General features: G+C 31.8%; 14 protein-coding genes. 2 read left to right on the top strand and 12 right to left on the bottom strand.

Translation table 11 applies throughout. The features are described from left to right. Window position 1 precedes the first annotated feature (1 nt). The 7 genes from ACXQH5_RS00560 to ACXQH5_RS00530 form a co-directional block, all read right to left on the bottom strand. Window positions 2–2,164 (bottom strand): hypothetical protein, encoded by a 2,163-nt coding sequence (locus tag ACXQH5_RS00560; RefSeq protein WP_021758259.1) that lies wholly within the window; start codon window positions 2,162–2,164, stop codon window positions 2–4. 11 nt (window positions 2,165–2,175) lie between these two features. Then, window positions 2,176–3,084, bottom strand: a complete 909-nt coding sequence (locus ACXQH5_RS00555; protein WP_001824281.1) for a DUF1672 domain-containing protein — start codon at window positions 3,082–3,084, stop codon at window positions 2,176–2,178. Window positions 3,085–3,330: 246 nt separating this feature from the next. Beyond that, window positions 3,331–5,082, bottom strand: coding sequence for a two-component system sensor histidine kinase SrrB (srrB, locus tag ACXQH5_RS00550; protein WP_000987767.1), 1,752 nt, complete (start codon window positions 5,080–5,082; stop codon window positions 3,331–3,333). Beyond that, a complete protein-coding gene (srrA, locus tag ACXQH5_RS00545) occupies window positions 5,063–5,788 on the bottom strand; it encodes a two-component system response regulator SrrA (RefSeq protein ID WP_000064078.1) in 726 nt (241 codons plus the stop codon). Before srrA ends, srrB begins: the two co-directional genes overlap by 20 nt. A gap of 132 nt (window positions 5,789–5,920) precedes the next feature. Next, entirely contained in the window at window positions 5,921–6,658 is a 738-nt protein-coding gene (locus tag ACXQH5_RS00540; protein ID WP_000159570.1) for a pseudouridine synthase, read from the bottom strand. Next, complete coding sequence (gene scpB / locus ACXQH5_RS00535; protein WP_000368658.1) at window positions 6,651–7,193, bottom strand: SMC-Scp complex subunit ScpB; 543 nt, start codon at window positions 7,191–7,193, stop codon at window positions 6,651–6,653. Before scpB ends, ACXQH5_RS00540 begins: the two co-directional genes overlap by 8 nt. Further along, window positions 7,186–7,917, bottom strand: a complete 732-nt coding sequence (locus tag ACXQH5_RS00530; protein ID WP_000273370.1) for a segregation and condensation protein A — start codon at window positions 7,915–7,917, stop codon at window positions 7,186–7,188. The genes scpB and ACXQH5_RS00530 overlap by 8 nt, the downstream gene beginning before the upstream one ends. A gap of 91 nt (window positions 7,918–8,008) precedes the next feature. Here ACXQH5_RS00530 and ACXQH5_RS00525 point away from each other — a divergent pair, with 91 nt between their 5' ends. Beyond that, a complete protein-coding gene (locus ACXQH5_RS00525; protein ID WP_001183423.1) occupies window positions 8,009–8,515 on the top strand; it encodes a DUF309 domain-containing protein in 507 nt (168 codons plus the stop codon). A 77-nt stretch (window positions 8,516–8,592) separates the two neighbouring features. Here the strand turns inward: ACXQH5_RS00525 and xerD are convergent, their stop codons facing one another. From xerD to ACXQH5_RS00510, 3 genes are all read right to left on the bottom strand, one after another. After that, window positions 8,593–9,480 carry a site-specific tyrosine recombinase XerD gene (gene xerD, locus ACXQH5_RS00520; protein ID WP_000447733.1) on the bottom strand — a complete coding sequence of 296 codons (888 nt, stop codon included), beginning with the start codon at window positions 9,478–9,480 and terminating at the stop codon, window positions 8,593–8,595. 48 nt (window positions 9,481–9,528) lie between these two features. Beyond that, the gene (fur, locus tag ACXQH5_RS00515) at window positions 9,529–9,978 is read right to left on the bottom strand and encodes a ferric iron uptake transcriptional regulator (protein ID WP_000392691.1); all 450 of its coding nucleotides are present in this window, start codon (window positions 9,976–9,978) and stop codon (window positions 9,529–9,531) included. Between the two features lie 104 nt (window positions 9,979–10,082). Beyond that, on the bottom strand, window positions 10,083–10,625 hold the full coding sequence (locus ACXQH5_RS00510) for an NUDIX hydrolase (RefSeq protein WP_000365246.1): 543 nt from the start codon (window positions 10,623–10,625) through the stop codon (window positions 10,083–10,085). A gap of 81 nt (window positions 10,626–10,706) precedes the next feature. Between ACXQH5_RS00510 and ACXQH5_RS00505 the strand changes: the two genes are divergently transcribed. Then, window positions 10,707–11,615, top strand: a complete 909-nt coding sequence (locus ACXQH5_RS00505; RefSeq protein WP_458066357.1) for an aldo/keto reductase — start codon at window positions 10,707–10,709, stop codon at window positions 11,613–11,615. A 215-nt stretch (window positions 11,616–11,830) separates the two neighbouring features. Here ACXQH5_RS00505 and ACXQH5_RS00500 read toward each other — a convergent pair whose 3' ends face one another. Further along, complete coding sequence (locus ACXQH5_RS00500) at window positions 11,831–12,079, bottom strand: hypothetical protein (protein WP_000995798.1); 249 nt, start codon at window positions 12,077–12,079, stop codon at window positions 11,831–11,833. A gap of 15 nt (window positions 12,080–12,094) precedes the next feature. Continuing rightward, window positions 12,095–12,850 carry an SDR family NAD(P)-dependent oxidoreductase gene (locus ACXQH5_RS00495; RefSeq protein ID WP_000678238.1) on the bottom strand — a complete coding sequence of 252 codons (756 nt, stop codon included), beginning with the start codon at window positions 12,848–12,850 and terminating at the stop codon, window positions 12,095–12,097. Window positions 12,851–12,869: the final 19 nt, after the last annotated feature.

The raw sequence follows: 12,869 nt of genomic DNA, 5'->3' as shown, positions 1-12,869 counted from the left end.
ATTAGTATACTGCTAGTTTTTCTAACTGTTCTTTAACTTTAATTAAGTTTGAGCGAATTAGAGAGGCAGATTGATCCATCGTTTGAATTGCTTGTCCTTCATTTTCATTCAAGCCATTACAAACAACTTCAAACTGTTGTGCCATTTGATCAAGACGTGCATGGGCTTGTGCGTTTAAAATAAACATGTCATCATAATGAGATGGTTCAAATAACATTTGTACAATCAAAGGCTTCATGTTCTTAACAATATCATCTAAATGGTTATCTAAAATTGGTGACACTGCTTTTAAATCATTAAGAAATGGCTCCCATTTGCCTAAATTATTATCTAATTCTTCTAATTTAGTTTTAATATAATTACAAGTCGCTTTAGGAATTATGGACAAAAATTCTTTCTTTTTTACATTTAATATTTCAATTGCATGTCTTAAATTCTTACGTATTTTGGGTATTGTATTAATCAAATATTTTATTAAATCGACAATTTTTGCTGCATATTCATCATATATACCTTGAACATAATCTGCCAATTTTTTAATACCATCATCGATATGGTCTTTTAATATTTTCATTTTTCTTCCTAAATAATTAGAAGGTAAAGCTAGACCCTGCACCATATTTTCACCGCTATAATTAATTTGATAATTTCCATCTAAAATTGTTGCATCTTGTTGCTTCATAATACTTCTAATATCTGCAATTTGCCTACCATAAATATCATTTTGATTTTTTATTTGCTGAATATTCTGTTTTACTACTTTTAAATGTTTCATCATTTCCTCAGATACTCCATCCTTGAAGTCATGATCAATATTTTTGAAAATTTCTTTAATTTTACTATCTATACTATCATATACTTTTTCTATAAATGATTTTATTCCATTAAACAATTCATTAATTCTTTCTTTTAATGCATCCAATGCAAAATCAGGTAATAAGTGTTTAACAGCACTAATACTTTCTATTGTTTCATCTGCAACTTCTTCAAGTGAGTTTATTTTACTAATTAAAGTTCTTTCCATTTCTTCTAATTGAAATAAGTTAATCTTATCCTTAAATCCTTCTGATAATTGTTGCTTTCTATCTGCAAAATTTTTATTTTCATTTTCTGAGATGTTAAAACTTTCATTTAAAAAGATTACGCATTCTGCTAGCATACCACTAGTTTCACCAGTAATCAGTTTACTCAACGCATCAAGATTTTCTAAATTAAGTTTAATTAAAGTTCCTTTTCCGGAACGTGCAATCGAATCTCCGGTCCAAACATTTATTGGAATTCGCCCATCCATATCTAATGTTATGTTAATAATCTTTTTTACCTTTTTTCCATTTTTAATTTCTGTATCTTTTACCGACTTTATTTTGATTAATGGTACGGTATCGTATGTGTTATTCTTTCTATTTAACTTCCTTTTATAACCTACATGGCTGTCTATTAAAGCATCTAACCTAGGTACACCATCATTAATGTTAACGCGTTTTCCCGGCATATCTTTGATGAAAGGATCTTGTAACCATGTTAATAAATCGTTGGTACTATTAAAACTAATCATATTATCAAAGCGTGGTCTAGCAAATTTCTGCCAAGCAGCATAAGGAATCATTGCTGAATCAGTAGCAACAACTTTTTCATTCGGATGTTTCGCTCCTTGATATTTTGCTCCTGCACCGCCTTCTGAATTACCACCATTCGCCACAATTGTTTTGTTTTTGTAATTATAAGGTATAGTTTTGTATTTTCTTCTAAATTCATTTTCATCAAGAACCGAAGCATCTTTAATTTTTTGTCGATAACTATTTGCGAATTCTTCTACTTGCTTTAAATAATCTGTGCTTTCATTATCATTATTCATTAATTTAGCATTTTGGAGCCAATCATCTCCAAAACCCGATGATTTCAATGGATTATTTGGGTTAATTGCCTCATTAGATGTTCCTTGATAAATTATTGTCTGTTGACCAGTTGGATTCCCCTGATCATTAAGTAACTCGTATGTTTTAATATCAGCAGCACCATTCATATTATCATTACTATTATCATTATAATTATCTATTTGTTTGAACCGTTTTCCATTTACTTTAAAATCTTTTTTTTCATTTATATCTTGATAAACCCAATAACTGCTCAATTCTGCTATGTCCCTATCATTTATTTTATTCACTTTATATTCACTTACCCTTCAATTGGATTTATATCGTCATAAAATGGTTTTTTAGTATTTATACTAGATTTTCCTAATTGAATAGTAACTTGAGATTTTTGAGGCATATTGGGTTTTTCTTTTAATTTATTACTCAATTCAATCACATCATCTACTGTATTGTCTTTAGTAAAGTTTTTCTTAGTTGAAAAAAGTGTAGAAACTGCATCAGTATTGGCAGTATAATTTAGCTCTTTTCTGGCTTGTTGCATACCCTCTTTAAATTCTTTATCATTTTTATGAATCAATGGTTCATAATATTTACGATATTCTTTTAAATTTCTTGATAAATATGTGATATAAAAATATTCATTTTGATACCCGACGTTTTGCGTCTTGTTAATTGCTTCTTTAGTAAAACCTGTATATTGATATTTCTTTTCATTTTCTTTGAAAAATTTATATAAGTTATCATACTTTTCTTTTTGCGCTCGATATTCAAAGCCACTCAGCACTGTACCCACCATCATACTCATATCATCACCGTTGTCATTACTACGCATTGATCCTTTTTGATGGATGGCATCTTTGTACAAAGGTAGACTTGCATTAAATACAATGCCATGATCTTCGCAATGCACATAAACTTCTACACCATCATCTTTACCTACAACATTTGTAGCTTTAACTTTTAGTCCAAAGTTATCTTTAAAGAATTGTTCACCTACTTTTTCAAATTCTTTACGATGTTTCTTCGCAAATTCAATCGCATCTTTTTCTGCAGGCGGTTGGAAGCCTTGTCCTACATATTTTGAAGCTTCCATTTCTTCTGGTACTGATTTTGTTTCTGTATTCGTGTCTTTACTTGATTCATTTTCCATCGTGGAACATCCCCCTAAAATTAATGTCGTAGCTAAAACTGATCCAATGAATTTTTTCATATGACACCTCGAATAATTTAATTATTACAATATATCTATATTTTACCCTATTTTTATAATCAAATAAATAACTTTATCAAACTTTATATTTTTATATAAATTAGTAATATATTTAATAGTTGATATTCGCAAAAAACCTAAATCCTAATCCACATACAAAACTCCCCACATCAATTTAAAAAAACGCATGCTATAAATTAGAGTCTCTAATCAATAACATGCGTTCTTAAATAACTATATTCAGTTTTATTCCGGCTTTGGTAATTTGATAATAAACGTTGTGCCTTTTCCTAATTCGCTTTTAACATCAATGGAACCACCATGCTCTTCGATAATCATTTTACAAATGAACAAACCTAAACCGGTACCTTGTTTACCTCGCGTTCTCGCTGCATCAACTTTATAAAAACGATCAAATACTTGTTGTAAATGTTCTGGTGCAATGCCTGTGCCTGTATCTTTAATGTATAAAATATCTTCGCTTTCATTTTCAGCACAAGTAATTGCAATTTCATCTCCAGGTTTCGTATAACGTGATGCATTATCAATTAAGTTCGTTAGTACTTGGTCCATGCGATCCATATCATAACCCCAAACACGCTTCTTACAATAATTAAAAGTCATATTTAGACCTAAATCATCAGCTTGTTGGCGATACTTAATTTTCATCTTATCTAGTAACACTGCAATAGGCTGAATTTCTTTATTTACGGATAACCCTTCAGCATCCATGCGAGCGACATTTAACAATTCATTAACTAAACGATTTAAACGTTTCGATTCATCAAGGACAATGGCAAGCGATTCTTTTATTTCATCCGGTTCTGTAACAATACCATCTACAATTGACTCAGTATAACCTTGAAGTAATGATATCGGTGTACGTAATTCATGTGATACATTAGCAATGAAATCTTTCTTCATTTGATCTAGATTGTGCTCATTAGTCATATCACGAACTGTCACAACAACACCACTTTTACCTCCCTGTTCAATCTTGTCGATATAGCTTGTGGTCACAACAAAGAATCGTGCATTCATTTCTAAATCGCGCATTTCAGTTTGTTTTGATTTAAAAGTATCTTCAATTTGTCTTAATAAGAAAGCTTTAGCATCTTCATCAATATTGTCCATAATATCATTCGCCATCTTATTAGATAAGATAATTTGTCGACTCTCATTAATACCTAGGACACCTTCTACCATAGAGTTAATTAAACTGTCTCTAATATTTTTAGATGTGGATAATGCGTCGACATGCTCTTCGATTTCTGTACTCATCTGATTAAATGCCTGCGATAATTGACCAATTTCATCTTTCGTTGTGACAGAAGGTTTATAAGAGTAATCCCCTTCAGATACACGTGTAGCTTGGTCTCTTAAACGTCTTAAAGGTTTTGTAATTCTTGACGATAAGAAAAACGCAAAGACTGTTGTAATTGTTAAGAAAATAACAGCCGTAATTATAGTGATAATCGTAATAGCATTATTTGTATCTTCGATTGATTTCAAGTCTTTATATATAAAAACGCCACTATATTTGCTATGACTATTCTTCTGTGCTTTTGTTGGATAGCCTAACAAAATATATGTTTGAGATGAGCCCTTTTCTTTAATCGTTACATTTCGAGTAACAGATTTACCTTTATCAAACACATCGTCAAAATGGTCGTTGTTGACTACTTCATTCAACATTTGCTTTTTAATATTAGAAAGTGAAGCCGTTGATTGACGATGTTTATTATTTATAATCATCAACCCACCAGGATTTTCAATTAATGTTTGGCTATATTTTATTGCTTCTTCTTTATTATGTGATTGTTCGACCAGTGAACTTATACGTCTAGCATCTTCTCTTATGGCATTTTCGGTTTCTTGTGTGAAATAGTATTGCATAAAGGTAATTAAAGCAATACTTAATAAAATTAAAACTGTCGTCACTATTAAAATAATAGTTAACCACAGTTTAATTACGACACTATTTAGCCGGCTCATCATTAGATTTAACCTCAAATTTATACCCAACGCCCCAGACTGTTTGAATCATATGCGCAGCTTCGCTAGACACACGATTTAACTTTTCTCTAAGTCGTTTAACATGAGTATCAACTGTTCTTAAATCACCATAGAATTCATAATGCCAAACTTCTTTTAATAATTGTTCACGGTCAAATACTTTATTTGGTGTTTTAGCTAAATATATTAATAATTCGTACTCTTTAGGAGTCAAATTAACTTCTTGATTATCAGCAAGTACGCGATGTGCATCATTATCTATTTCTAAATGTTTAAATTCAATCACATCACGTGCGTGAGGTTCGCTTTGTTCTACAGTTGTAGATTGCGTTCTTCTTAGAAGTGCTTTAACTCTTAAGACTACTTCTCTTGGTGAAAATGGTTTGACGATATAATCATCTGCACCAGATTCAAAACCTTCAACACGGTTTGTTTCTTCACCTTTAGCAGTCAACATAATAATCGGTGTTTGTTTATGTTCACGCAATTTAGTTGCCACCTGGATACCATCCATTTCAGGCAACATTAAATCTAGTAGTATGCAAGCATAATTATTCTCCATTGCAAGTTCATAAGCCTCTTGGCCATTACTTGCTTCATGGATTTCAAAAGATTCTCTTTCTAAATACATTTTAAGTAATCTTCTGATTCTATCCTCATCATCTACGATAAGTATTTCGTTCGACATACAGGTCATACCTCCCACACATGCTTTTCTTTACAAAAGTATTATATCACAGGAAAGCGCATACAGTTATTAAAAACCTAAAATTTTGTGAAAAAATTCTCAAACTTTGTGATAAATACATATTTTATTTAATTATTTCCCATGTTCTGCTAAATGACGCATCACCTTTACTTCATGAGGCGTCAATACACGTCCTTCACCAGCATTCAAACCGACAACATTTAAAGGCCCATATTCAATACGAGACAGTTTCGTCACTTGATGACCAAAATGTTCGAACATTCTTCTGACTTGACGATTACGCCCTTCTGTAATTGTAATTTCAACCAATGTTGTGTTTTTATCTTTATCTTGTTTCTTAACTTTCACTTCAGCCGGTTGCGTCATACCATCTTCTAATTCAATACCTTTTTCTAGCGCTTTCACTTCTTCACGCATTAAATAGCCTTTTAATTTTGCGACATATTTCTTCTTAATTTGATATCGAGGATGTGTCATTAAATTTGTAAATTCACCATCATTTGTAAGTAATAACAGTCCAGAAGTATCATAGTCTAAACGACCAACAGGATAAATACGCGCTTCGATATCTTTAAAGTAATCTGTAACCACTGTACGTCCTCTATCATCAGATACACTTGTTATCACTTGAGTTGGTTTATGGAATAAAATGTAAATTTTGTCTTCTAGTTCTATTTTAATACCTTCAACTTCAATCATATCTGAAGGCTTCACTTTTGTTCCTAATTCAGTGACAGTTGTACCATTCACTTTCACTTTTCCTTCAGAAATTAAAGTTTCTGCTTTACGTCTTGAAGTATAACCGCTATTTGCTATACGTTTTTGTAATCGTTCTAATTCTTTAGTCATTTTTTTCTCCTTTTTGATTGACTAGATTACTGAAAAAAGCATCCATTTCTTCATCGTCTTCTTCAGTTGTCGGCAAATCTTTTATACTTGAAATACCAAATACATTTAAAAATAAATCAGTAGTGATTAATTGTTGGCTACGCTGTTCATTGACCACTTTAGCCTCAACTAGTCCTTTGGCAATCAATGTTTTAACTGCACCATCTGAATTGATACTACGAATTAATTCAATATCACTTCTTGATAATGGTTGGTTATAAGCAATAATTGATAGTACTTCCATTGCTGCTTGTGATAATTTCATTTGTGACTTTTGTTCAATTAATTGTTCAATGTACGTTGCCGCTTCTTTTTTAGTCGTTAAAACATACGTCGTTCCAAATCGTTGTATTATTAATCCATGTGATGAATAATTTTCAATTAATTCTACGAGTTGGTCTTTCGATATATCTAAAATTTCTAATAGCTGTTTTTCATCTAAACCTTCATCGCCAGCTGTATATAATAGCGACTCTAATATACCGTGATTATCCAAAATGGTAGTTCACTCCTCTAATAATGTTAATATCTTCAAAATTACGTTGTTGCTCAATATTAATTATTCCTGCTTTTGACATCTCTAAAATAGCTAAAAAGTGAGTGACTACTTGTTCAATTGGCTCAGAAAACGTAAACAGACTAAAGAAGTTAAAATGATCTTTATCTTTCAATCTCGATGTCAATTGTTCTGTAGCTTGTTGAATGGTAAATGTCTCTTTTCGGATTTCAACAGATTTAGGTGTATTTAACTCAACTCTATTTTTAACTCTTTGATAAGCTACAATTAATTCAGTTAAATCAATCGTATGATTTGGATCCCAAGATTCATCTGTTTCCAAATGAGATAAATCTGTCGGTCTTTTTGTAAAATAAAAATCTCTTTCTTCTTTCATGTCATTTAAAATAGCAGTATATTCTTTATAATTTTGATATTCTATTAAACGCCCAACTAAATCTTCCCGTGGGTCATCATCAACATCCATATCTGATGTTGATTGTGGTAATAGCATCTTACTTTTAATCATTAAGAGTTCTGACGCTAATACTAGGTATTCACTTGCAATATTAATTTCAAGCTGTTTCATTGCATGAACGTACTGCATATACTGCTCTGTTAATGCTTGCATAGGAATATCATAAATATCTATTTCAAATTTTTGGATAAGATGCAGTAATAAATCTAATGGTCCATTGAAAGCATCTAATTTAACTTCATACATAATATCTACCTCGTATTGCGTCATATGTGCATAATTCTCTAAAATATTATAGCATGAAAATAACTTACTTTTAAATTGGGGTGATAACAAAATGCAACAGGCACTGATAAATTTCTATTATCAATTTCATACTAAGCAACATTATTTCCTATGTCATGACATTTTAGAAGATGCATGGAAAGCTGAAAATAACTACAGTAAGCAAGATGCAGTTGTTAGTTTAATCTTGTTTGCAACTGCTTGTTACCATTATCGCCGCAATAATTTAAAAGGCGCCTATAAGTCTTTTAATAAATCTAAAGAAATAATACAAAATGCTAAAGATAGAGATGCGTTACACCTTAATTTAAATGATTATCAGTTGTTAATTGAGCAACAGATTGCAAAATTGAATGCAGCAAAGCCTTTTTCATCTGTTATATTACCAATAACTCCAGACTTTGAGCGCATCATCAAGGCCAACTATCCAGATTATAATTATAATCACGAAACAGCAACAGATCCTTTTATTGTAGACCATCACATGCGGCGTGATCGTTCAGAAGTTATTGCAGCAAAAGAAGAAGCGATTCAATTAAGAAAACATAGACGTAATTAATCAACCAATTTAAAAAAGCCACAATAGCACAGACATTTTTAGTCATGTGTATTGTGACTTTTGAGTTATGGTTCACTTTATGCTCTAGGATGAAATTGGTTATACATTTTTCTAATTTGAGATTTTGAAACATGTGTATAGAGTTGGGTAGTAGAGATGTCAGAGTGACCTAACATCTCTTGCACTGCTCTTAAATCTGCGCCATTTTCCAATAAATGTGTCGCAAAAGAGTGGCGTAACGTATGTGGCGTTAGCGTCTTTTTAATGTTTGCCTTTACACCATTTTGTTTAATCATTTTCCATATTGCTTGTCGTGATAAAGGTTTACCATGCATATTTAAAAATAAGACTTCAGTAACAGTCTTTTTTAAAAGTTGCGGTCTAATCGTTTCAATATAAGTGGTTAAGTACTCAATGACTGCGTCGCCTAATGGTACAATTCTTTCTTTATCGCCTTTACCAAATACGCGTACAAACCCCATTATTAAGTTCACGTTCTCTAACTCTAAATGTATCAATTCAGATACACGCATTCCCGTTGCGTACAGAAGTTCTAACATCGTACGATCACGATAACCATTAATTTTATTTAAATCCGGCGTTTCTAATAAAGCCAACACTTCGTCAACATTTAAAACGTCAGGCAATTTTTTGTCATATTTTGGTGAATCTAATAATACCGTTGGATCTTTCGCCGCATATTTTTCTCTTATAGCAAATTGATGAAAACTACGGATTGTTGAAATAAATCGCGCAATAGATTTAGCAGATTGCCCTTGGTCTATTAAATGCCCCAAACACTCTTGAATTAATTGTCGATCTATAAAATCAATATGCGAGATATGATGTTCAGTCATATAATCTTGATACTTTTTCAAATCACGTCTATAAGCACCAATTGTGTTAGAACTTAGACCTTTTTCAATTTGTATAAAACGCAAATATTCTTCAATAATTGTTTCCATAACCACACCTCTAAAAAAAGCGAAGGTTAATTTAACCTACGCAATTTACTATCCTTTACCTTTAGCTTGGCACGTTTCACACACACCATGGAAAGTTAAACGATGATCTAAAATTTTAAAATTGAACTCATTTTCAACTCGATTTTCAACTTCTGGTAACAAATCTTCATCGATTTCATCTACACGACCACATTCCATACATACTAAATGATGGTGGAAATGTTTTGCGCCTTCTTTTCTTAAATCAAAACGAGCGACGCCATCACCAAAGTTAATTTTGTCGACAACTTTTAGTTCAGCTAACAACTCTAACGTTCTGTATACTGTCGCCAAGCCAATTTCAGGCGCTTTGTCTTTTACTTTCAGATATACGTCTTCAGCACTTAGATGATCTTTTTCATTTTCAATTAGAACTCTAACAGTAGCTTCGCGTTGTGGCGTTAGCTTATATGATGATTGTTGTAATTGTTGCTTAACGCGATTTAATCGTTCTTCCAACGATGTCCACTCCCCTACTAATAATTAAAATCATTACAAATAATTTCAAACTTCACAATTAAAACTAACAGTTTTCTCAATAAAATGCAAGCTTTTCTCATTTGTTATTTAGAATGATTATAATTTAATAATAGGTGTTGCAATGCAATGATAGTCTTCGCATCTTCTATTTCTTTATTCATTAGCATCGATTTAACATTCTCAATCGGAACTTTAATGACTTCGACAAATTCATCTTCATCTAAGTGAACTGTGCCTTCTTCTAAATTATCCGTAAAATATATTGATAATTGTTCATCACAAAAACCTGGTGAACCATACATATCTACAACATGTGTTAACTCTTTGGCAATATATCCTGTTTCTTCTTCTAATTCACGCTTAGCCGCTTCGACTCTATCTTCATCATCTTCTAATTTACCAGCTGGAATTTCTAGCAATGGTTTTTCTACTGGTTTACGATACTGTTTCACTAATACGACTTCTTTTTTAGGTGTCACTGCACAAACAGCAACTGCACCATTATGATAAACTAATTCTCTTGTTGACGTTTCACCGTTTGGTAATGTCACTGTATGAATTTCTACATCTACAATTTTGCCATTATAAATAACTGTTCGATCAATTGTTTTTTCATTTAAATCCATTATAATCACGTTCCTTTAAATTCATATTATATATTGATACACTATGCTTGTTAGCTAAAGTGTATCGAAAGGAGAACAGACATGCAAAAAAATATATTAAAAAGTGGTATTGCATTATCTGAATTAGGTCTAGGTTGCATGAGTTTAGGTACAGATTTAAAAAAAGCCGAACAAATTTTAGATTGCGCTGTTGAAAATGGTATCACTTATTTTGATACAGCAGACATGTACGATAAAGGTATAAATGAATCAGTTGTTGGTAAGGCACTTCTTAAATATCAACAACGCGATGATATTGTCATTGGTACAAAAGTAGGCAATCGTTTAACAAAAGATGGCAGTATAACATGGGATCCGAGTAAATCCTATATTAAAGAGGCAGTTAAAGGTTCACTAAAGCGTTTAGGCATTGATCATATCGATTTATATCAACTTCATGGCGGAAGCATTGATGACCCATTAGACGAAACAATAAGCGCATTTGATGAATTGAAACAAGAAGGAATTATACGTGCTTACGGTATTTCTTCTATTCGCCCAAATGTAATTGATTATTATTTAAAACATAGTCAAATCGAAACGATAATGTCTCAATTCAATTTGATTGATAATCGTCCAGAATCATTATTAGATGCAATTCACAACAATGATGTTAAAGTATTAGCAAGAGGACCTGTGTCTAAAGGATTATTAACTTCAAACAGTGTTAATGTGCTCGACAATAAATTTAAAGATGGTATTTTTGATTATTCTCATGATGAATTGGGTGAAACAATAGCCTCTATTAAAGAAATTGAAAGTAATTTATCTGCATTGACATTTAGTTATTTAACATCACATGACGTGCTTGGTTCCATCATTGTAGGTGCAAGTAGCGTCGACCAATTAAAAGAAAATATTGAAAACTATCATACTAAAGTTAGTTTAGATCAGATTAAAACAGCAAGAGCTCGTGTCAAGGATTTGGAATATACCAATCATTTAGTGTAGAAGTCATTTTCAGTAATAAAAACAGCAGTATGAGGCGTTTCATTATAAAAATGCCTTACTGCTGTTGTTTATGTAAAATTCGCTATAATTTATGATTAAGATTACTCACTTATGATAGAAATTAAAGCGTTGTCCTTACGCATCAGTATTTAGTAATTTCGCCCTGCGGCAGTGCCTTAAGCAAACTTCTGCCACTTCATCTTTTAATAATTTTATTAAAACACCTTTCTATATTTCACTTCGCATGTTGATTCATCATTATTAGTTATTACTTGTACACCCAGCACATTTCCTTGCAACACAAGTAGTTTGAATTTTTCACAAGTATAATATAATGTACTGTCTGAAAATTGGTCTACAGAAATATCGCTTAAAATATCCAGCACTGTAAATTCTTCAAATACTGATAGTTGTTCCGCATATCGTACACAAAGTCTTAACACACTCTCCGATTGACAGTTCATTGCCATCCCACCTATTTATGCTTTATTTTTAAATAATTTAGGGAAACATCGTTCAAAAAATCTAGGCGCAATTTGATACATTTTCAACGCATGATGCATCCATTTAGGCCGATTAATTTCTAATTGTTTTGTTTTAATGCCATAAATGATATCTTCTGCAAGCTGATTAGCATCAAGCATAATTTTCCCCATCTTTTTAGCATACTTCATTGATGGGTCGGCTTTTTGATGAAAAGGTGTATCAATCGGGCCAACATTAACTGTCATGATATGTAAGTTTGGTGACTCTAGTCTTAAAGCATTCATTAATGCATAAAACCCTGCTTTCGATGCCCCATAATGTGCAGCATTTGCTTGTGTGGAAAATGCAGCTTGACTTGAAATACCTACAATATGTGCGTTAGATGTTAAATATGGTCTCAACACAGTATATAAAACATTAAAACTAATTAAATTAAGCTGATACGTTTCAATCATTTCTGAAAAATTATGGTCTGAAATAGATTTAAAATAACCTAAACCTGCACTATAAATGAATCCATCGAATGATATATTTTCTTCAAATTGCAGTGCCTGTATCGACTTCATATCATTTAAGTCACAAGGAATAACATTTATAGTTTTCCCCGATTCCTGTTCAAAGATTCTAGCTGCTTTATCAACATCACGCACCAACAACGTTACATTCACTTTATTTTCTAGTAACTTTCGGACAATCGATAAACCTAAACCACTTGTACCACCAGTCACTATAAAATGTTGTCCTTTCATCAATTAACCTTCCTTTTCC

Source organism: Staphylococcus sp. SA22 (genome assembly GCF_054165785.1).
Note: the sequence above shows the minus strand (reverse complement) of the source record. Positions and strands in the feature narration are given on the sequence as shown.

Bases quoted from the DNA above. Each gene is read 5' to 3' on its own strand.
- ACXQH5_RS00555 (WP_001824281.1), bottom strand. From the start codon at position 3,084: ATGAAAAAATTCATTGGATCAGTTTTAGCTACGACATTAATTTTAGGG.
- srrB (WP_000987767.1), bottom strand. From the start codon at position 5,082: ATGATGAGCCGGCTAAATAGTGTCGTAATTAAACTGTGGTTAACTATT.
- srrA (WP_000064078.1), bottom strand. From the start codon at position 5,788: ATGTCGAACGAAATACTTATCGTAGATGATGAGGATAGAATCAGAAGA.
- ACXQH5_RS00540 (WP_000159570.1), bottom strand. From the start codon at position 6,658: ATGACTAAAGAATTAGAACGATTACAAAAACGTATAGCAAATAGCGGT.
- ACXQH5_RS00530 (WP_000273370.1), bottom strand. From the start codon at position 7,917: ATGTATGAAGTTAAATTAGATGCTTTCAATGGACCATTAGATTTATTA.
- ACXQH5_RS00525 (WP_001183423.1), top strand. From the start codon at position 8,009: ATGCAACAGGCACTGATAAATTTCTATTATCAATTTCATACTAAGCAA.
- xerD (WP_000447733.1), bottom strand. From the start codon at position 9,480: ATGGAAACAATTATTGAAGAATATTTGCGTTTTATACAAATTGAAAAA.
- ACXQH5_RS00510 (WP_000365246.1), bottom strand. From the start codon at position 10,625: ATGGATTTAAATGAAAAAACAATTGATCGAACAGTTATTTATAATGGC.
- ACXQH5_RS00505 (WP_458066357.1), top strand. From the start codon at position 10,707: ATGCAAAAAAATATATTAAAAAGTGGTATTGCATTATCTGAATTAGGT.
- ACXQH5_RS00500 (WP_000995798.1), bottom strand. From the start codon at position 12,079: ATGAACTGTCAATCGGAGAGTGTGTTAAGACTTTGTGTACGATATGCG.
- ACXQH5_RS00495 (WP_000678238.1), bottom strand. From the start codon at position 12,850: ATGAAAGGACAACATTTTATAGTGACTGGTGGTACAAGTGGTTTAGGT.